An 18,031-nucleotide genomic window follows, 5' to 3' on the forward strand; every position below is an offset into this window, starting at 1 on the left:
CGAGTACATCCGGTACGCGGGCGACGCTCCGCCTTGCGATGCACCGCACCGGACGCCGCGAGCTTTCCGGCGAACCTTTCCGGCCACAGCACTAGCTCCACTCATCAGGCCCCCTTGGAGTCGATCATCTAGGCTGGCGCGGTGACTGATGAGCAGGAGCGGGTGCAGCCGTCGGGAGTGTGGGCCACGGCGGTGGGGGTGGCCAGGGTGCGGGCGCTGGAGACCGAGCGGGAGAACGCGCTGTTCCGCGACCCACTGGCACAGGCCTTCGCCACCGCCGGCGGGCTGGGGCCCTCCTCGCCGTCGCTGCCCGGTGACGAGGCCGCGCGACGCCGCCGGCTGGGCGTGGCGTTCTCCATCGTCATCAGGACGAAGTTCCTCGACGACCTGTTGCAGCAGGCCTCCGCGTCCGGGATCCGGCAGGTCGTGCTACTCGGCGCCGGCATGGACAGCCGGGCCTTCCGGATGGACTGGCCCGAGGGCACCCGGCTGTTCGAGGTCGACACCGCCGCGCCACTGGACTTCAAGGCTTCGGTGCTGCGCCAGGAGCGGGCCGTCGCACGCTGCGAGCGGATCACCGTCGCGGTGGATCTGCGTGAGGACTGGCCAGGCGCGCTGGCCGCCGCAGGGCACGACCCGGCGGTGCCGACCGTGTGGATCGCCGAAGGACTGCTGATCTATCTGCCCGAGGACGCGGTGGAGCTGCTGCTGGCCCGGATCAGCGCGCAGTCGGCGGCAGGCAGTCGGATGGGGCTGACGTTGGGCTCGCGCGGCGTGATCGAGCGCTTCGGCGCGGACGCCGTGCCGGGATCGGCGGCGTCCATGTGGGTCTCGGAGATGCCCGACGACCCGGTGGGCTGGCTGGCCGGGCACGGCTGGGAGGCCGACAGCTACACCCTGCGCGAGCGCGCTGCCGCCTACGGCCGCCCGATCAGCACCCCGCCGCAGCGCGAGGAGCGGCCCGGCGGACTGATCTCGGCGGTCCGCCGACAGAGCGCGTCCCGGTTCCCTAGATGATCGATTCCAAGGGGGACTGATGAGTGGAGCCAGGTTCATGCGCGGCCAGCCGGTCATGCGCGCACCGACCGCCTACGACCACTAAACCCCTTGGAATCGATCATCTCGTAGGGCTCCGATAGGTGTGCCTGTCAGTCCTGTTTGGGGCATGTGGGTGATGTGGATGCACATGAAGTGAACCGGGCTCGGGCGCAGTTGGCGTTATTCGTCGCTGATGCGTTCGCGTCGGTGCCGCGCAAGGATCAGCGGGCGAAGAGTGACTGCTATCTGCGGGGGCTGATGCTGGAGGGGCGGCGTGAGTCGATCCAGCCGATGGCGGAGCGGCTGCCGGATGGCAACGAGCAGAACCTGCAGCAGTGTGTGAACCAATCGACCTGGGATCCGGTGAACAAGCACAAAGGGTCCGTCAGTAAGTTGACGGACCCCATGCAAGATTGAGGCTAGAACCTCTGCCAGGTGAGCGAGGATCCTGTTCGGCTTGAAAGCACAGGCCAGATGCTGTGTTTGCTGTACCCGGACAGGTCCAGAGTGAGGTTCAGTGCCGCGGGATTGTCTGTGGGAAAGGCAAGCTCGGCGGCGAGAGTGAGCCTCCGTCCGTGTGCTCGGTTTCTATGGGCACGCTTCAGACCAACGACCGCAGTGCGGAACCCAAGCCAAAAAGCCGTCGGCGGATTGGCCAGGTAGGCGGCATCGACCGCGTAGAGAGCTGGGATCATGGCCCGTGTAACCCGTAGATCGAGGCGAAGGTCTTGCTCCTTTCCCTCGCTCAGGTCCCATTCACCCCTCCAGGCCCATAGTGCTCCCTTAAGGACTGCCTTTCCGAAGCCGCTCGTCTCGCGCCAACGGAACTTGAAGCTGCCGTCTCGGGAGAGGTCCCAGGCTCCCTTCAGGGCGCCTCTTTCAGGTTGGAAGTCGTGGATCCAGCATCCGGCTATGCGGGATCTTGCCTCTACGAGCCGTTCGGCCTCCACGTGCCCACCCCCTCGGTGCCCGATCAAGCTTTCCGACGGCCCTGGGGATGAGCAATCGAACGCGAGAGCCAGTGGAGGCAGCCGCAGGTGCTCGGTAGCAAGATGTAGCGCTCGTGTGTCGGTGTGCGCTGGTGGCGCACGCCCAGCGGTTCGGCCGTCTCGCGCAACTCGTCAAAGCGTGTTTGTCAGCTTGCGGTCCTCATGACAGCGGCCAGCCCGAGGCTCCGCACGCCGACGGGCAGGTGATCGTGGACATCGACGGCGTGCTGGTGCCGTCCCACTCCGACAAGGAGGGCGCCACACGGACCTGGAAGAAGACCTACGGCCACCACCCGCTCATGGCCTTCGTCGACCACGGACGCGGCGGCACCGGAGAGCCGGTCGCGGGGCTGCTGCGGCCAGGCAGGGCAGGCAGCAACACCGCCGCCGACCACATCGAGACCACCCGCCTGGCACTGGCCCAGCTGCCGGGGAAGTTCCGGCGCGGCCGGCGCACCCTGATCCGCACCGACTCCGCCGGCGGTACCCACAAGTTCCTGGACTGGCTCACCGCGCGCGGGCGGTGGCTGTCGTACTCGGTGGGCATGACCATCACCGAGCAGATCCATCAGGCGGTGCTGCAGACTCCCGCCTCGGCGTGGACACCGGCCGTCGAACCCGGCGGTGAGATCCGTGACGGTGCCTGGGCCGCCGAACTCGCTGGAGATGTGCTGGACGGCTGGCCCAAGGGCATGCGGCTGATCTTCCGCAAAAGTGTTGAGAGTTGCTGCGCGGCACGAATGCGCAGGTCGCATTGCTCTCAATCCCGGTTCTTCCCCCTCGACGAGGGTTTCGGGACACCGGCGGTGGGGCGCAAGGTCTGCCGGTGTTCCATAACGCCCATCCCGGCTCATGGGACGCAGGCCCCATGGCCGACCGCTCCTCGCGGACCGGCGGGCGTCTAATGATCTGCGTGCTGCCCGTGCGAGGTCTCGGGCTGCCGTATCCATGCAACCAGTAGCCGAAGCGCCTCTTCGGAGCTGGAGCCTGCCTCGGCGGTGTAGACACTCAGCCGCTGGTCCGGGTCGGCGGGCAGGGTGAGGGACTCGTAATTGAGGGTGAGCGGGCCGACGATCGGGTGGTGGAAGTGTTTGCTGCCATGCGTGTGCCGATACACGTTCTGGTCGGCCCACCAGCGGCGGAAGTCCTCATCCGTGATGGAGAGTTCGCCGACGAGTTCGGCCAGCAGCGGATCGTGGGGATGGCGTCCGGCGTCACGCCGCAGCGAGGCGACAATGTCCTGGGCGTGGGTTTCCCAGTGGGTGTACAGCGACCGGGCCGTCTCGTCGCAGAACATGAACCGCACCAGGTTCCGTTCGCGGTGCGGCAGCGCGTCGAAGTCGGTGAGCAGCGCACGTGCCATCCGGTTGGACGCAAGTACGTCCAGTCGCCGCCCCAGCACAAGAGCGGGGGTGTGCTCGAGGATCCGGAGCAGGTCGCGCAGCCCCGGGCGGACCGGCTGCGGACGCGTCGGCGTGCGGCGGGGGCTGCCGGCGGCGGGCTTGGCGAGCTGGAACAGATGGGCGCGTTCGACGGGATCGAGGCGTAGCGCGCGGGAGATCGCGTCCAGCACGGTCCCGGAGACGTTCAGTCGGCGTCCTCGTTCCAGGCGTACGTAGTAGTCGACGCTCACCCCCGCCAGTTGCGCGACCTCTTCGCGGCGCAGTCCTGGCACTCGCCGAGAGCCGCCGTCGTCGGACAGGCCCGCCTGGCGCGGGGTGATCCGTGCCCGCCGGGAACGGAGGAACTCACCGAGAGCTGTGTTGCGGTCCATGCCGTTCACGATAGGGCCCAAGAGCGGCCCGACGGCCCGCGAAAGGGGGACTGGCAGTCCCCCGGTCCGGCTGTCCCCGGGGCGAAGCGGACCCCTCGGAAGTCGATCAGCAGCCGATTCCGGTGCTGAAGTGGAACGTGTCGGGACCGACCGGGGCCTAACCACCCCCCGGTCGGCCGCTGTTCGCATCGCACGAAGGGAACTCCTGTGTCGGACACCAAGACATTCCTGATCACTGGCGTCAGCACCGGCCTGGGCCGCGCACTCGCGCGCGCGGCGTTGGCCGCGGGCCACCGGGTGGTGGGCACAGTGCGCACGCTCGCCGACGCACGGGCCTTCGAGGCGCTCGCCGGTGACGCGCACGCCCGCATCCTGGACGTGACCCACCATGACGCCGTGGACACGGTCGTGGGCGAGACCGAGCGCGATCTGGGCCCGATCGACGTACTCGTCGCCAACGCCGGGTACGGCCATGACGGACTCTTCGAGGAGTCGTCGATGGATGACCTTCGCCGTCAGTTCGAGGTGAACGTCTACGGAACCGTGGCGGTGATCAAGGCCGTGCTGCCGCACATGCGGGAGCGCCGTTCGGGCCACATCATCGCCGTCACCTCGATGGGCGGACTGATCACCATGCCGGGCCTCAGCTTCTACCACGGCAGCAAGTTCGCGGTGGAGGGCATCCTCGAAACGCTCGGCAAGGAGGTCGCCGATTTCGGCATCCATGTCACCGCCGTCGAGCCGGGCAGTTTCCGGACCGACTGGGCCGGCCGCTCGATGAACCGCGCACCCCGTGTGATCGCCGACTACGACGAGCTCTTCGAGCCGCTGCGCGCCCGGCGCATCCACGGCAGCGGGCACCAGCCGGGCGACCCGGACAAGGCCGCGGCCGCGGTGCTACTCATCGTGGCGGCCGACCAGCCGCCGACGCGCCTGCTGCTCGGTACCGACGCGCTTCGGCTCGTTAAGGCCGGACGCGACGCCTTCGAACGCGAGATGCTGGCATGGGCCGAGCTGTCGGCCTCCACCGACTTCGACGACGTCAGCCGGTCCGCCTGACGTCGCTCGCTGTCGGGGCCCCAGCGCGGAGACTCGCCGACGGCCGTCATCACCAAGCCGGCCCGCTCTTGGTCCACCACAGCCGGACCTGCTCGTAGCCGGTCACGCCCCCCAGCGCCTCCTGGTAACCGGGTGGAGGTCAAAACTCAAGTTCAGTGCGTGTTTCTGATCCCCGCGCCTCTCTGGCTGCCCTCGGGGCCAGCAATCCGAGTGCAGCTGGCGCCACTCTGCCGATACGGTCTGCGAGTGACCGTATCGCGCGTTGCGGCATAGGCTCTGTCGGTTGATGTGCCTTCCTGCAGTCGGCCAAAGCTGCGCTTCCTCCCACGTGCTCCGGCCTTTGGGAGCTTGCGGAGCAGGGGGTCGGCGGCGCGGGCAGCTTCCGTGCCAGGCGCTCCTTTCTGGAAGTCCCTGGCACGGTGCGGCCGGATCGGACGGCGGCATCTTCGGCGCCAGGTCCGCGGCGGCATCGCCGCCGAGACCCTTCGCGGTCCATGGGGTGGCCTCAGCAGGGTTGAAGGCTGGGTGTCTGACATCTGGGGCACGGCGTCGCCTGTGCAGCGGAGCGCCTGCTCGTTGCCCGGCGGGCTCCCCGCCTTGGGTCTTCGAGCAGGCCGGAGACGTTGCGGGCGCCGACCGGGCTGCGTCGGCGGCCTTCTGTGGGCCACGGCCGTCGATGAGTGTCGTCTGGTCCGCTCCCGTGCGGTGGGCGCCGACGGGGGGAAGACGACTGCGTCTTGACCGGCCACATTTGCGGCGATTTCGCGTCGGCGATCAGGTCGCCGCTGACCGGTGCGGCGCCTGCGGCCGGACGGTGTCCGTCTGCGCCGGACTGCGGTGCAGACGGACACCTTGTCGTCTCAGGGGTCCTGGGTGTCGTGGACTCCTTCGACGATGAACACGCGGTAGTCCGCACCGGCCCGGCGGTGGGGGAGCGCTGCCTGGTAGGCCGGGCTCTCATACCATGCCCGCGCGTCCGCAACGCTCGGGAAGCGATGGATCAGCACACCGTCGAACGGCGCACCCTCCAGGGTTTCGATCGCCCCGTATCCGACGAGGGGTGTCACCTCGTGGCCTGCCCGGGCCTCCCGGGCCGAGCCAGCGTAGAGGGCCAGCTCGGCCGGGTCGGTCACGCGCTCGCGGAGCATGACCACGTAGGCGCTCACACGCGGCCCTTGTTGACCAGCTCGATCAGGGCGTCGGCTGCAGGAGCGGAGGACGCCGGGTTCTGCCCGGTGATCAGCAGACCGTCCTGCAGGACATAGGGCTGCCAGTCGCCGGTCTTGGAGTAGACGCCTCCGAGCTTGGTGAGTTCGTCCTCGACCAGGAAGGGGACGACGTCGGTGAGCTGGACGGCCTCCTCCTCAGAGTTGGCGAATCCGGTGACCTTCTTACCCGAGACCAGCGGGGTGCCGTCCTCGTTGACGGTGTGCCGCAGGACGCCGGGGGCGTGGCACACCAGTCCCACCGGCTTGCCGGATCGGAGGGTGGTTTCGATCAGCCGCGCGGAGACGGTGTCCTCGGCCAGGTCCCACAGCGGTCCGTGCCCGCCGGGGTAGAAGACCGCGTCGAAGTCGCCGGCCGAGACCGCGTCGAGGCGCACGGTGTTCGCCAGTGCGTCGGTCGCCTCCGGGTCGGCCTCGAAGCGCCGGGTGTCCTCGGTCTGGAAGTCGGGTTCGTTGCTCTTGGGGTCCAGCGGCGGCTGTCCGCCCTTCGGCGAAGCGAGGGTGATCTCCCAACCGGCCTCCTTGAAGCGGTAGTACGGCGCCGCCAGCTCCTCCAGCCAGAACCCGGTCTTACGGCCGGTGTCCCCCAGCTCGTCGTGCGAGGTGAGAACGATCAGAACCTTCATGACACACTCCTTGTTAGAGTAGACCAGTCTACTATTAGGGTGAAGGAGTCCCCACGACCGGATCGGGCATGGGGGCCTTCTACACGTGGGGCCTTCTACAGGTGCAGCAGCTTGCGGGTCACCGCTGTGGCGGTGTCGAGCGGGGCCAGGCTGCGATGGATCTTGGCCATGACGCTCGCCCCGAGCCACATGTCGTACAGGGCCTGCGCGACGTCGCGGGCCTCACCGTCGACCGAGAGAGAGCCGTCCTCCAGGCCGCTGGTGATCGTGCGTTCGATGCGGCCGACGATTGCGCTCGTGCCCTCCTTCAGAGCCAGACGCATCGACTCGGACAAGTCCGCGACCTCGGCGCCGAGTTTCACGGCCAGGCACTTGCCCTGGCACTCCTCGATGCTCTGCGTCTCCCGCCACTGCTGCCAGTAGGCCATCAGCCGCTCGGCCGCAGACTGGCCGGAGTGGGCGAGAACACCGTCCATGTCCGTGAGGTAGTCCGCGAAGTAGCTCTTCAGGATCGCTTCACCGAAGGCGTCCTTCGAGGCGAAGTAGTGATAGAAGGACCCTTTCGGCACGCCGGCCTCTGCGAGCACCTCATTGATGCCGACAGCCGAGTAACCCTTGCGGGCCATGATCCGCTGGGCGGTATCGAGGATGATCCGACGAGTGTCTGTGGTGCGCGCGGCGACTGGCATGCGGAAAACTTAACACCTGAGTAGACCAGTCGTCTAGTAGCCCCGAGCTGCCCGGCTACTCGGTTACATCGGCGTCCTCCGCTGCCGCCGCAGCGTGAGCGGCGTTTTCGGTATCCGGGCCGCAAACCGCTGCGGGGCCGGGAGGTGTTGTGCGGGGAGTACCTGCCTCAGGAACTCGGCTTCGGCTCGGGCATGACGTGCTGGCGCGATTGTGATCGTCCTGTCACCCGGCACCCGCCGGTCCGGGTCGAGCCCGCCCTGGCATGCGACGACCTCAGCCTGCTCGGCCGTTGGCAGGTGCAGGTTTCCGGGGCCAGCTGGGCGTGGCGCCTTTGCGGGCCGGGCGCCTGGTCATGAGGGTGATGGCCGCCCCGGTGATCAGTGTTTCGGAGTGCTGGATGAGCCGTTCGTAGTCCCTTGCGTGGCGGCGGGCGTGCATCATCCAGGCGAGCGACCTCTCGACGACCCAGCGGTGGGGCAGCACGATGAAGCCGGAGGCGTCCTTGAGTCGGTCGACCGGCTTGATGGTCGGGTTGAGGTGCTGTTTCGTCCAGTCGACGAGCTTCCCGGCGCAGGCGGAGTCGGCCCACACGATCGTGATCTCGGGGTGCATCAGGCGGAGGAACTCCATGCTCCGTTCGATGTGCATGATGGTCGGGGCGACGGGGCTGGTGCGCTCGAAGTCCTCGCGGGCCTGGGCCGGTTGCACTCATTCCGGGCATGGTTGACCTGGAACCGGGCGGTGTCGTCGCTCATCGCCCTGAACGCGACGTCCGGCCTGCGCAGCAGGCTGGTCGCGGCCGTCGCCGCGACCGACTCGTCTCCTGCGCAAAGTGCGCGGACGCGTCATCCGCATCGGCCGTGAAGCCTTACGGTGCCTGCTGCTGCGCCGCAATGTCACATTCCAGCGCACCAAGACCTGGAAGGAGTCCCCCGACCCCGACCGCGGGGCCAAGCTCGACCGCATCGAGCAGGTGCTGGACCGCTTCCCCGACCGGGTGTTCGTCTTCGACGAGTCCGGGCCCCTGGGAATCCGGCCCACCGGGGGCTCGTGCTGGGTGAAGCATGGCAAGCCCAACCGGCCGCCGGCGACCTACTGCCGCACCCACGGCGTCACCTTCGCCAGAACAGGTGGTGCGTCACGCCGCTCGGGCTGGGCACGACTTCCAGGTGGAACCGGTCGCGCAGCTCATCGGGGGACTCCCAAAGGCGTAGTCCGGTCCCGAGCTTTACCGGCGAGACCGCCACATGCATGGTGTCGATGAGGCCGGCGTCGAGGAACTGCCGGATGGTGGTGACCCCGCCGCCGAGTCGGACGTCCTGGCCTTGCGCCGCTTCCCGCGCACGTTCGAGGACCGTGGCCGGGTCGCCGTCGACGAAGTGGAACGTGGTGTCGGAGAGCGTGAACGACGGACGCTCGTGGTGAGTCATGACGAACACCGGAGTGCGGAACGGGGGCTCCTGCCCCCACCAGCCGCGCCACTCATGGTCCTGCCAGGGCCCGCGCTGGGGGCCGAACTTGTTGCGGCCCATGATCTCGGCACCGATGTTGCGTGCGAAGTCCCGCGTGAAGTAGTCGTCGAGGCCCCGGCTCCCACCGGGATCCGTACGCATGGGCCAGCTCGCCGTGGCTCCGGCCCAGGAGAACAGCCTCTCGGGATGGTCGAGGCCGAACGGCCGCTCGAGACTCTGGTGCTCACCGGCACCGATGCCGTCACTCGAGACATTGAAGTTCATCACTCTCAGCAGTTGATCCACGTCTGTCCTCGTCAGGTCATGTCGCGTCATCGTGCGGCGAGGCGCCGCACATCATGACGTCGAACGGGACGTGGCCGGATCGACAGCGGCCCGCAACTTTTTTCCAAGGCACGTCAGGAAGCGACCGTATTGGCGTACCGGGATCCAGTGGGAGTACGTGCCGCAGGAGTTGGGCTTCGGCTCTGGCGTGACGTGCTGGCGGCGCCTGGCGGCCTGGAACGAGGCCGGTGTTAGGACAGGCTGCACCAGGTGCTGCTCAGGGAACTGCGGTCGAAGAACAAGCGGGACTGGTCGCGGGCGGTGATCGATTCCTTCCACGTCCGGGCCTCTCGAAGGGGCCCAAAAGCGTCCCAGCCCGGTCGACCGCGCACGGCCGGGCAGCAAGCACCACATCCTCACCGACGGGCAGAGCATCCCGCTCGTGGTGTCGCTGACCGGCGGGAATCGCAACGACGTGACTTAGCTCTTGCCCCTGCTCGACAAGGTCCCACCGGTTGCAGGCGTCGTCGGCAGGCCGCGCCGACGGCCCGACATGCTCTTCGCGGACCGCGGCTACGAACGCGAAGTCGACGCGAGTAGAATTCGCGCCTCCGGATGCCCTGGCACCTCCAGTGGCGAGGCCGAGCCCTTCGAGTCCGACAGAGCGGGGCGGTCATCGGGTCGCGCTCGGTCAGGGCCCGTGGTTCGCAGTCTCACCAAGCGGCGCCTTCGAGCAAGGTCGATACTGAGAAAAGTGAACATGAAGGACATGTCGACGAGCGGCTCCACGGACGGACGCAGGACGCCAATCGTGGACGTTCTGGTGGTTGGGGCCGGCCCGACCGGGCTCCTGCTCGCGGGTGATCTCGCCAGGTCCGGAATCGATGTCATGGTGTTGGAGCGACGCGGTCGCGAATCCGACTTGAGTCGCGCCTTCAGTGTCCACGCACGAACCCTGGAGCAGCTCGACGCCCGAGGCCTGGCAGACGAACTCATCCGTATCGGCACACCAGTCCCGCGGTTGCGTCCGTTCGGCCGGATCAGTATTGACTTCTCCAGGCTCCGCACACGCTTCCCTTTCATGCTCATCGCTCCTCAGTGGCAGGTCGAACGGGTCCTGCTGCGCCGGGCTGAGGAAGCGGGCGTCCCGATACGGCGTGGGGCTCGGGTCACAGGGCTACGGCAGGACCCGCGCGGCGTCGACGTGGACGTGCGCCATCCAGACGGGGCTACGGCCACTCTTCGGGCCCGCTATGTGGTCGGCGCGGACGGGGCACGCAGCAGCGTCAGGCAGAACCTGGGCATGCCGTTCCCCGGCAAGTCGGCCGTCAGCTCCGTGATGCTGGCCGACGTGCTGCTCGAGCGCACCCCGGACCAACTTCTTCATTTCGCCTCAGATGAACACGGTTTCACCTTCCTCGCACCCTTCGGAGACGGCTGGTACCGGGTCATCGCCTGGGACCGGCACCGGCAGTTGCCCGACGACGCGCCAGTCACATTGGAGGAAGTACGGGACATCACGAGGCGAACCATCGGCGATGATCTCGGGATGCACGACCCTCGTTGGCTTTCCCGCTTCCACAGCGACGAACGACAGGTACCCCGCTATCGGCAAGGAAGGGTGTTCCTCGCAGGCGACGCCGCACACGTCCACTCGCCGGCCGGCGGCATGGGCATGAACACCGGTATCCAGGACGCCGCCAACCTCGGCTGGAAATTGGCAGCCGTTCTGCACGGCTGGGCTGGCGATGCACTGCTGGACAGCTACCACACGGAGCGTCACCCGGTGGGACGAATGGTATTGCGCGTCAGTCACGCACTCCTCACGGCCGTCATCACCCGGTCACCCGTAGTCCGCGCGCTGCGGGCCTCGGTGGCCGCCGTCGCGCATCAGCTGGGTGTGGTGGAGGCGCGTGCGGCACGCGGCATCTCCGGCGTCGGGATCGCCTACCGTGCACCCCGGGGCTCCCATCGGCTCGCCGGACACCGGGTGCCGGACCTCCGCCTGGCAGGCGAACCGGCTCGGCTGTATGAGGCGCTGCATCAGGGCAAATTCGTGCTGGTGGGCCGCGGGGTTGCTGCGACTGCCGCGCCGTGGGCGGGGCGGGTAGTGGCAGTCTCCCCAGCGGCCGGCCTGCACGCCACAGTACTGGTCCGGCCCGACGGGTATGCCGCTTGGGCGGCCGAGGATCCCAACTCGAACGAGCTGCGCAAGGCCCTGACGCGATGGTTGGGCGAGGTCGGCCATCACACGGCGTGAACGGACAGCGCGCTTGGTTTTCAGGTCGGAGTTGCCTTTGTGGGTCACGCCCGGAAATGAGCCTCCGTTCCCTCGACGAGGCAGAGAAGTATCTGCTTGATCGCTCTGCCGTCATGCATGGCGGTGCACCAGGCTGTCGCAAGGCGCTGCCGCTGCAGGCGACGCACCGCCGGTCAAGAGCTCCCGCGCGTACGCGGCCAGTCAGCTCGCTACATTCAGGAACGGGCCCCGGCCAGTTGCGAGAGTGAATCCACCGGGAGTAGCGGGTCTCCTCGGTGGCCGTCTGGTGGGCCAACCCCCGGGCTGCACGCCCGCCTTGCCGACTGCGGATTGCGCCGACAGGGCGCCGAAGGCACCCCTGGGCTCGCTCTCCGGCCGAGGGGAGCCGGCACAGGGCGGTGTGATGCTGCCGATCAGAGCGTTTTGATGAGGCCGCCGTCGATCGTGAAGTCGGCGCCGGTGATGTTGGCGGTGCGGTCGCTGGCGAGCATCAGAACGAGGTCGGCGACCTCGTCGGGGCGGGTGAAGCGACCGGTGGCGAAGCCTCCCAGGCTCTTGATCGCCTGGTCCACGGCTTCCTCGCGCTCGACGCCCATGACGGCTGCGATGGTGTCGGCCATGCCGCCGGGACCGGTCCATATGTCGGTGGTCACAGGGCCGGGCGCGATGGTGTTGACGCGTACACCCTGCGGGGACACCTCCTTGGACAGAGCCTTGGAGAAGTTCGTCAGGGCCGCCTTGGAGGCCGTGTAGTCGATGACGCCGGGGTCGGGCAGGAAGGCGTTGACCGAGCTGATCGTGACGATCGAACCGCGCGAGGCGAGCAGTGCGGGAAGAGCGGCACGTGAGGCGCGCACTGCGCTCAGGAGGTTGACGGTCAGGGTCTCGAGCCACTGTTCGTCGGTGACGGAGGCGAAGCCGCCCGGCCGTGGCTGGACCTTGCCGACGTTGTTGACCAGGACATCAATACCGTCGAGCCGTTCCACAGCGGTTTTGATGAGCGTTTCCACGCCGCCCGCCGTCGCCAGATCGGCGGTCACCGGGATCACGGTTCCGGATGCCGCCAGCTCGGCGAGTTCAGGGCTGGTGGTACGGGCGCCGGCCACGACGCGGGCGCCTTCATCGACGAAGGCTCTGGTGACGGCGAGTCCGATGCCGCGGCTTGCGCCCGTGACGACGACGGCCTTGTCCTTCAGGTGCAGATCCATGATGTCTTCCTTGTTCCTTCGATGCGCTTGCGTGGTGGACAGCGGGTGTGGTGCCGGCGGTCAGAGGCCGGCCGTGGCGGACCGGTCGGTGATGCCCTGGCGGGCCAGCCAGCCCAGAGCGCAGTCGGCGACGGCTCGCCAGCCCTGGTCGACGACCAGCGAATGGCCGCGGTCCGGGAACTGCTTGAGGTCGGTGGTCGCCGTCGAGTCCCCGTACAACTTGTAGGCGGCACGAGTGACGACGTCCGGCACGGTGTGATCGAGCTGGCCCGACATCAGCAACAGGGGCCCCCGACGGGCGTTGCCGGTGTCGACCGCGGCCGGTGAACTACGGCTGAAGTTGGCGAAGGCTGCTTCGAACAGTGGTCGCCCCGGGGCGGGGATGGAGTGTGCCTCGAACAGGGCGTCGGATTCCTGCTGCGGGATGGCGTTGCCGAACGCGTAGCGGAACTGCGCCGCTGTCAGGGAAACCGTCCGGGACCGATTGGCAGGGTTACGGAGGACCGGTGAGGCCGAGCGCAGCTGTGTGAACGGCAGGGGTTTGACCCCCTTGATCGGCGCCGGGTCGATCGCCACGGCGGCCCGTCCCAGGCCCAGTCCGAGGAGCTTCTGGGCGATCAGACCCCCGAAGGAGTGTCCGATCAGCACGGGTTCGGCCGGCAACGCCTCGATGAGAGTTGCATAGTGCTCGGTCACCTCGTTGATGCCCGCTCCGGCCATGGTCTCCGGGTGTGACCGTGCGTCGGGCACGTTGTCCGGTTCGCCGGGCCAGCCGGGGGCGAGCGGGGCGAATCCCTCGGCTTGCAGCAGCTCCAGCCAGGGGTACCAGGAGGAGGAGTGCAGCCACAGCCCATGGATCAGGACGACGGGGGTGCGCTGGTCCGTCATGAGAGCCTCCTTCCGACGGAGGACCGCGTGATGCGATCTCCTGTGGTGCTCTCCAATGTGCCGCCAGCGTCATCCCGGTCGGCTCAGTCAGATGACGCAAACGCTGGGGTTGGGGCACGACTGAGGGCCAGGCGCTCCGCGGCGCCCTCGTTGCCTTGGACGGCACGGCGCCTTTGGTCGGCACGGCCTGCTGTGAGCGTACGCCGGACGCATGATGCCGTCGGGAATTCACACCTCGTAGGGCGGAGGGGCGCTTGTGTCGGCGTCGAGGGCGTCGCGGAGCGCGGCGCGGCTGGTGATCCCCAATTTCGGGAAGATCCGGTACAGATGTGAGCCGACCGTGCGGGGAGACAGGAACAGCTTCGCGCCGATCTCCTTGTTCGTCAGTCCGGTAGCCGCGAGCTCGGCGATCTGCCGCTCCTGCACGGTCAGCGACTGCCATCTCTCGCCACGCGCGCCGAATGCGGCGCCGGCAGCGGCGAGCTCTGCACGGGCCCGCTCGGCCCACGGCAGGGCGCCGAGCTCGGTGAGGACGCGCAGGGCCTCCTCGAGCTGCTCCCGTGCTGCCCTCGTCTCATGGTCGCGGCGCAGTCGTTCACCGTAGCCGAGACGGATGCGGGCGGTCTCGAAGGGGAACAGAGCGGCACCTGGCAGCGCGAGAGCCTGCTGGTACAGGCTCGAAGGCTGATCCTGTGACGTCATCGCCACTGCCGCAGCGGTGACGAGCGCCAAACGCGGGGAAACGGCGGGCAGCCCGCAGGCCACGGCCGCCTGCACGTGACGGCGGGCCTCGTCGAGGTGTCCGCTGCGCACGGCTGCTTCCACGAAATCCAGCAGGGTGCGCGGCGCCTGCTGGGTATGGCGTGCGAACTCGCCGGGTGCCGTGATGCCGGTCGCGAAACGGTAGGCGGTCGCATAGTCGGCGCGAGCCAGCCCCGACATGGCACCGACGGCGTCCGCGTACTGGGTCAGGTATCCGATCCCGCGGGGCCGGGCCCAGGCCTCCACTGACATGCGATGACCGTCGGCCGTATCGGTGTCGCCGCGGCAGGCGGCGACCATGGCGAGAAACGCGCGGTACTGATGGTGGAAGAGCGCGTAGCCGTGCCGTGCGGTCAGTTCCAGCCCACGGCGGCCCGTCTCCTCGGCCTCAGCCCAGCGGCCTGCCCCCATGTGGTCCAGCATCACGAGCTGGAGCAGAGTCATGGCGTTTCCGGCGGCGCCTGCCTCTCCTTCCCGGGCCACCAGGCGGGTCAGTACGGTGCGAAACTCATCAAGCGCGTCGAGGTAGTAGGCGCTGACCAGCAGTCGCATGGCGTCCCATGGCCGGTCGGACGTCGCGCGGACGAACTCCTGGCGCAGGCGCTCGACGCCGCCTGCGCCCCGGCGGACCACGTCGCCCCAAGTGTCGCGGTAGAGAAGGCTGGCTGACCCCGCGGGATCGCCCGGGTCGCAGAAACGGTCCACACAGGACTCGGTGATCGTCCAGGTGGCGGTGTCGGCCGCGAAAAGGGAGATCACCAGCAGGAGGTTGATCAATCGCTCCACCGTCGGCTTGTCCCTGACCGGGTCCAGCCCTTCCAAGGCCGCGACGACTTCCCGATGCGTGGTGCGCACTTCACCGTCCCTGTACAGGGCGGCGTAGCACTCAGCGACGACCACGTCGGTATGAGCCCTGCCCGCGCTTTCCGACAGCTGTTGTGCCCGTTCGAGCTGGGCCGACTGTCCGGCGACGAAGGCTGCCTCCGCCAACCGCCGGGACCGCTGCTCGGGCCGCTCGCTGAGCTGAGCGGCCCGCTCCAGCCAGCTCACCGCGACGGAAGAGGCTCCTCGCCTGGTCGCAGCTTCGGCGGCCTGCTCCAGCAGCGCGGCTACGCTCTCGTCCGGGTCCACCGTCGCCTCGGCGAGGTGGTGCGCCCGCCGCTCCTGGTCGTGCGGATAGAGCGCGGCGAGTTCGGCGTGGGCCGCCCTGCGGCGGTTGGGCGAGGAGAGCTGGACGACCGCAGATCGGACGAGTGGGTGCCGGAAGCCGAGCTGGCCGGTTGCCGGGTCGACCACCAGCAGACCGCGGCCGATCGCCTCGTCGACATCACCCAGCCGCCGTTCCAGTGCGGGACGGCGGGGCCCGGACACGGAGGCAAGGCCGTCCAGGGCGGCCAGCAGCAGAGCATCCTGATTGGCGGGCGTCAGTTCGGAGATCCGGTGCCCGTACAGATTCTCCAGGCGGCGCGTGAGGGGCAGCGGAGATGCCTGTTCGGCAGGGGTCGCAGGCATGCGGTCGGCCATCTTGGGCAGCTCGACCAGCGCGAGCGGGTTGCCTTCGGCCGAGCGCAGCACGCGTTCCCGGGCGAGCGGGTCGAGGTGGCCGCCGGTGCGCTCCAGCAGCGCTGCCGCCTCCTGCTCACTGAGCGGTCCAACCTCGATCTCTTCGAGCCCGGCGTCGTCGAACGCAGACGGTACGTCCGCTCGTACGGTGATCAGGCCCCGACCACCGACCACACTGGCCCGGCGCATCACGAACGTGCAGACCCGCGCGCTTTCACTGTCGAACCAGTGCGCATCGTCGACCGCGAAGAACAACGGCCGATCCTTCGCCGCCGCGGCGATGAGCGAGAGCATCGCGCCGGCGACCTCCACCACGCCCGGTGCCGCCCCCGCGCGTAGACCAGTGACCTGTTCCAGGGGTGCGCGCGAGGCGTCGGGCATGTGGGCGGCGTACGGCAGAAGCGGCAGGAGCAGTTGGTGCAGACCGGCAAACGGCAATTCGGACTCCGCCTCCACACCGGAGGCTCCGACGACACGCAGTCCCGACTCGTCGGCCAGCGCCACGGCTGCCTGAAGCAGCGCGCTCTTACCCGTACCCGCTTCGCCGCGCAGCACGGCGACGGCCTGGTGCGAGGGAGCCACCAGCACCTGCTCCAACCGCGCGAGCTCCTCTCGTCGCCCGATGAGCCGATGCTCGTCCCGCGCCACCTGCTGCCGTCCCGTCCGTGTTGACTCCCGTCCACCTGCGGACACGTCATCGCCGGTGGTCAGGACACGTTAGCGCGGGAACGGGGGCGGAGGCTGTACGACGGACGCAGCAGGCCCTCGCTGAGACGCTCCCGGGACAGCACCCAGGTGACCGCTCCACCCGCCGTGTTCGAGAAGTCCACGGACACGGCGAAAGGCATGGCTCGGTCGTAGTGGAAGCGGGCGCGTACGGGCAGCGTCTCCTTCCCATCCAGTTTTTGTGCGGCAGCGATTGGGCGTCTCCCGTCCCCGGATACCGATCGCGACGCACGAGGATCTCTCAGTCGAATGACCGAAGCGACGCAGGGCCGGGTCAACAACTCTGGACATCGATCGGACGTGCGGTCGGCGCGTTTGGACCATGGCGGAGAGGAAGACGGACACCGATGAAGCCGGATGACATGGAAGTCGTCTATGCCGCATACGAGGCGATCAGGACTGGAGACGCAGCGGCAGCGGCTGCGCTCGTCCACCCGGAGATCACCATCCGGCAGTCCGACAGGCTGCCCTGGGGCGGCCGCTACCATGGGCCGGCCGGGTTCCGGGAGTTCTTCACCGCCGTCGGTTCACACCTCAGCAGCACCGTCGAGCCCGAGGCCATCTACCAGGCCGGGGACCGAGTGGTCCAGGTGGGACGCACCGGGGGTACCGTCCGCGCCAACGGCCGTCCTTTCGACTCCCGCGAAGTTCACATCTGGCGGGTCCGCGACGGCCTGATCAGCGATCTCGAGATCTACGTCGAGGACGAAACGGTCCTCGCGGTGCTCGGCGAGCGCTCCGCCTGAGATACAGGCCTCTGAGACGCGCAGGGTCCTGCGCGTCTCAGGAACCTGCCCGCAGCAAGGGGGGCGCTGTCCGGGTGGCGGCGTTGTCGCTGAAGGCATAGAGGCTTAGGGGGCGGGCCGGGAATTGATGAAGGAGATCGCCTCGTCGAGGTCCTCGACGGTCAGCACGGGCAGGATGGGCCCGAAGATCTCCTCGGCATGACGGGCGCGTCCGGTGCCACGTCGGCCAACACGGTCGGGGCGATGAAACGGGTTTCCGTGTGGTGGTCACCGCCGGTGACGAAGCGTCCCGACACGAGCAGGCGGAACAGGCGCTGGTAGTGCCGGTCGTTCACGATCCTCGCGTATTCCGGGGCGAGCTCAGGTGCAGAGAGCGCAGAGGCGCGGGCGCGTTCCTCGCGGCTTGGCCGCGCTGACCGCGTTCGCCAGTCGGGCAGAAGAGGGCACTGTCCGTGTCGCGGCAGGCCGCTGCCAGTCGCAGTGGGCGGCGAGCGGCCGAACGGAAGTGTTCATGGAAAACGGGCGCTCTCAAAGCATCGCTTGGATGAAGTCAGGTGGCCCCGTCCGACTCGGCGGTGGACTCCGCCCAAGGTAGTGGTCCAGAGCCGGCCGTTCCCCGCCTTTGGCGATCAGCCGTCCGTGCCGGGCGATTTCCGCGTAGGCGAGCCCGTCGGCCAGCCCCAGCGCGATCTGCTGGCGTTCCTGCTGAGTGAGCCTGCCGCCCGGCATCGCGGCCTCCT

General features: G+C 68.4%; 16 protein-coding genes and 6 pseudogenes. 9 read left to right on the forward strand and 13 right to left on the reverse strand.

Annotated elements, in window-relative coordinates:
- Positions 1-177: 177 nt before the first annotated feature.
- The 3 genes and pseudogenes from ACZ7L1_RS38160 to ACZ7L1_RS38170 all read left to right on the forward strand — a co-directional run.
- Positions 178-1,017 (forward strand): class I SAM-dependent methyltransferase, encoded by an 840-nt coding sequence (locus ACZ7L1_RS38160; RefSeq protein WP_471444192.1) that lies wholly within the window; start codon positions 178-180, stop codon positions 1,015-1,017.
- Positions 1,018-1,176: 159 nt separating this feature from the next.
- Positions 1,177-1,404 (forward strand): annotated as a pseudogene (locus ACZ7L1_RS38165) (transposase); the annotation flags it as partial.
- 805 nt (positions 1,405-2,209) lie between these two features.
- Positions 2,210-2,740 (forward strand): annotated as a pseudogene (locus ACZ7L1_RS38170) (transposase); the annotation flags it as partial.
- Between the two features lie 188 nt (positions 2,741-2,928).
- On the opposite strand, the gene ACZ7L1_RS38175 reads toward ACZ7L1_RS38170, so the two are convergent.
- Complete coding sequence (locus ACZ7L1_RS38175) at positions 2,929-3,801, reverse strand: helix-turn-helix transcriptional regulator (protein WP_471444168.1); 873 nt, start codon at positions 3,799-3,801, stop codon at positions 2,929-2,931.
- A gap of 207 nt (positions 3,802-4,008) precedes the next feature.
- On the opposite strand from ACZ7L1_RS38175, the gene ACZ7L1_RS38180 reads away from it, so the two are divergent.
- Positions 4,009-4,860 carry an oxidoreductase gene (locus tag ACZ7L1_RS38180; RefSeq protein WP_471444170.1) on the forward strand — a complete coding sequence of 284 codons (852 nt, stop codon included), beginning with the start codon at positions 4,009-4,011 and terminating at the stop codon, positions 4,858-4,860.
- A gap of 860 nt (positions 4,861-5,720) precedes the next feature.
- Here the strand turns inward: ACZ7L1_RS38180 and ACZ7L1_RS38185 are convergent.
- The 3 genes from ACZ7L1_RS38185 to ACZ7L1_RS38195 form a co-directional block, all read right to left on the reverse strand.
- Entirely contained in the window at positions 5,721-6,026 is a 306-nt protein-coding gene (locus ACZ7L1_RS38185; protein WP_471444172.1) for a DUF1330 domain-containing protein, read from the reverse strand.
- Complete coding sequence (locus tag ACZ7L1_RS38190; RefSeq protein ID WP_471444174.1) at positions 6,023-6,712, reverse strand: type 1 glutamine amidotransferase domain-containing protein; 690 nt, start codon at positions 6,710-6,712, stop codon at positions 6,023-6,025. The genes ACZ7L1_RS38185 and ACZ7L1_RS38190 overlap by 4 nt, the downstream gene beginning before the upstream one ends.
- A 95-nt stretch (positions 6,713-6,807) precedes the next feature.
- Positions 6,808-7,401 carry a TetR/AcrR family transcriptional regulator gene (locus tag ACZ7L1_RS38195; protein WP_471444175.1) on the reverse strand — a complete coding sequence of 198 codons (594 nt, stop codon included), beginning with the start codon at positions 7,399-7,401 and terminating at the stop codon, positions 6,808-6,810.
- Positions 7,402-7,482: 81 nt separating this feature from the next.
- Between ACZ7L1_RS38195 and ACZ7L1_RS38200 the strand changes: the two are divergent.
- Positions 7,483-7,608 (forward strand): annotated as a pseudogene (locus ACZ7L1_RS38200) (IS5/IS1182 family transposase); the annotation flags it as partial.
- A 67-nt stretch (positions 7,609-7,675) separates the two neighbouring features.
- Here ACZ7L1_RS38200 and ACZ7L1_RS38205 read toward each other — a convergent pair.
- Positions 7,676-8,110: a transposase gene (locus ACZ7L1_RS38205; protein ID WP_471444177.1), complete on the reverse strand. Its 435-nt coding sequence runs from the start codon at positions 8,108-8,110 to the stop codon at positions 7,676-7,678.
- A gap of 115 nt (positions 8,111-8,225) precedes the next feature.
- Between ACZ7L1_RS38205 and ACZ7L1_RS38210 the strand changes: the two are divergent.
- A pseudogene (locus ACZ7L1_RS38210) lies at positions 8,226-8,522 on the forward strand (IS630 family transposase); the annotation flags it as partial.
- Here the strand turns inward: ACZ7L1_RS38210 and ACZ7L1_RS38215 are convergent.
- Positions 8,515-9,159 (reverse strand): dihydrofolate reductase family protein, encoded by a 645-nt coding sequence (locus ACZ7L1_RS38215; protein WP_471444179.1) that lies wholly within the window; start codon positions 9,157-9,159, stop codon positions 8,515-8,517. The pseudogene ACZ7L1_RS38210 and the gene ACZ7L1_RS38215 sit on opposite strands and share 8 nt — an antisense overlap.
- 136 nt (positions 9,160-9,295) lie before the next feature.
- Between ACZ7L1_RS38215 and ACZ7L1_RS38220 the strand changes: the two are divergent.
- Positions 9,296-9,754: pseudogene (locus ACZ7L1_RS38220) on the forward strand (transposase); the annotation flags it as partial.
- Between the two features lie 144 nt (positions 9,755-9,898).
- On the forward strand, positions 9,899-11,398 hold the full coding sequence (locus tag ACZ7L1_RS38225; RefSeq protein WP_471444194.1) for an FAD-dependent monooxygenase: 1,500 nt from the start codon (positions 9,899-9,901) through the stop codon (positions 11,396-11,398).
- Positions 11,399-11,811: 413 nt separating this feature from the next.
- On the opposite strand, the gene ACZ7L1_RS38230 is transcribed toward ACZ7L1_RS38225, so the two are convergent.
- The 4 genes from ACZ7L1_RS38230 to ACZ7L1_RS38245 all read right to left on the reverse strand — a co-directional run bounded on the left by ACZ7L1_RS38230 (position 11,812) and on the right by ACZ7L1_RS38245 (position 16,979).
- Positions 11,812-12,606: an oxidoreductase gene (locus ACZ7L1_RS38230; RefSeq protein ID WP_471444181.1), complete on the reverse strand. Its 795-nt coding sequence runs from the start codon at positions 12,604-12,606 to the stop codon at positions 11,812-11,814.
- Between the two features lie 60 nt (positions 12,607-12,666).
- A complete protein-coding gene (locus tag ACZ7L1_RS38235; protein ID WP_471444183.1) occupies positions 12,667-13,494 on the reverse strand; it encodes an alpha/beta hydrolase in 828 nt (275 codons plus the stop codon).
- A gap of 228 nt (positions 13,495-13,722) precedes the next feature.
- Entirely contained in the window at positions 13,723-16,512 is a 2,790-nt protein-coding gene (locus ACZ7L1_RS38240; protein ID WP_471444185.1) for a helix-turn-helix transcriptional regulator, read from the reverse strand.
- A gap of 14 nt (positions 16,513-16,526) precedes the next feature.
- Positions 16,527-16,979 carry an SsgA family sporulation/cell division regulator gene (locus ACZ7L1_RS38245; RefSeq protein ID WP_471444186.1) on the reverse strand — a complete coding sequence of 151 codons (453 nt, stop codon included), beginning with the start codon at positions 16,977-16,979 and terminating at the stop codon, positions 16,527-16,529.
- Between ACZ7L1_RS38245 and ACZ7L1_RS38250 the strand changes: the two genes are divergently transcribed.
- The gene (locus ACZ7L1_RS38250; protein ID WP_471444188.1) at positions 16,893-17,291 is read left to right on the forward strand and encodes a nuclear transport factor 2 family protein; all 399 of its coding nucleotides are present in this window, start codon (positions 16,893-16,895) and stop codon (positions 17,289-17,291) included. The genes ACZ7L1_RS38245 and ACZ7L1_RS38250 overlap by 87 nt on opposite strands.
- Positions 17,292-17,396: 105 nt before the next feature.
- On the opposite strand, the gene ACZ7L1_RS38255 is transcribed toward ACZ7L1_RS38250, so the two are convergent.
- The 3 genes and pseudogenes from ACZ7L1_RS38255 to ACZ7L1_RS38265 all read right to left on the reverse strand — a co-directional run.
- Positions 17,397-17,459, reverse strand: coding sequence for a hypothetical protein (locus tag ACZ7L1_RS38255; protein ID WP_471444196.1), 63 nt, complete (start codon positions 17,457-17,459; stop codon positions 17,397-17,399).
- Positions 17,453-17,626: a hypothetical protein gene (locus ACZ7L1_RS38260; RefSeq protein WP_471444190.1), complete on the reverse strand. Its 174-nt coding sequence runs from the start codon at positions 17,624-17,626 to the stop codon at positions 17,453-17,455. Before ACZ7L1_RS38260 ends, ACZ7L1_RS38255 begins: the two co-directional genes overlap by 7 nt.
- A gap of 307 nt (positions 17,627-17,933) precedes the next feature.
- Positions 17,934-18,020, reverse strand: a pseudogene (locus ACZ7L1_RS38265) (helix-turn-helix domain-containing protein); the annotation flags it as partial.
- Positions 18,021-18,031 lie beyond the last annotated feature (11 nt).

This window comes from Streptomyces sp. NPDC107546, from assembly GCF_055639175.1.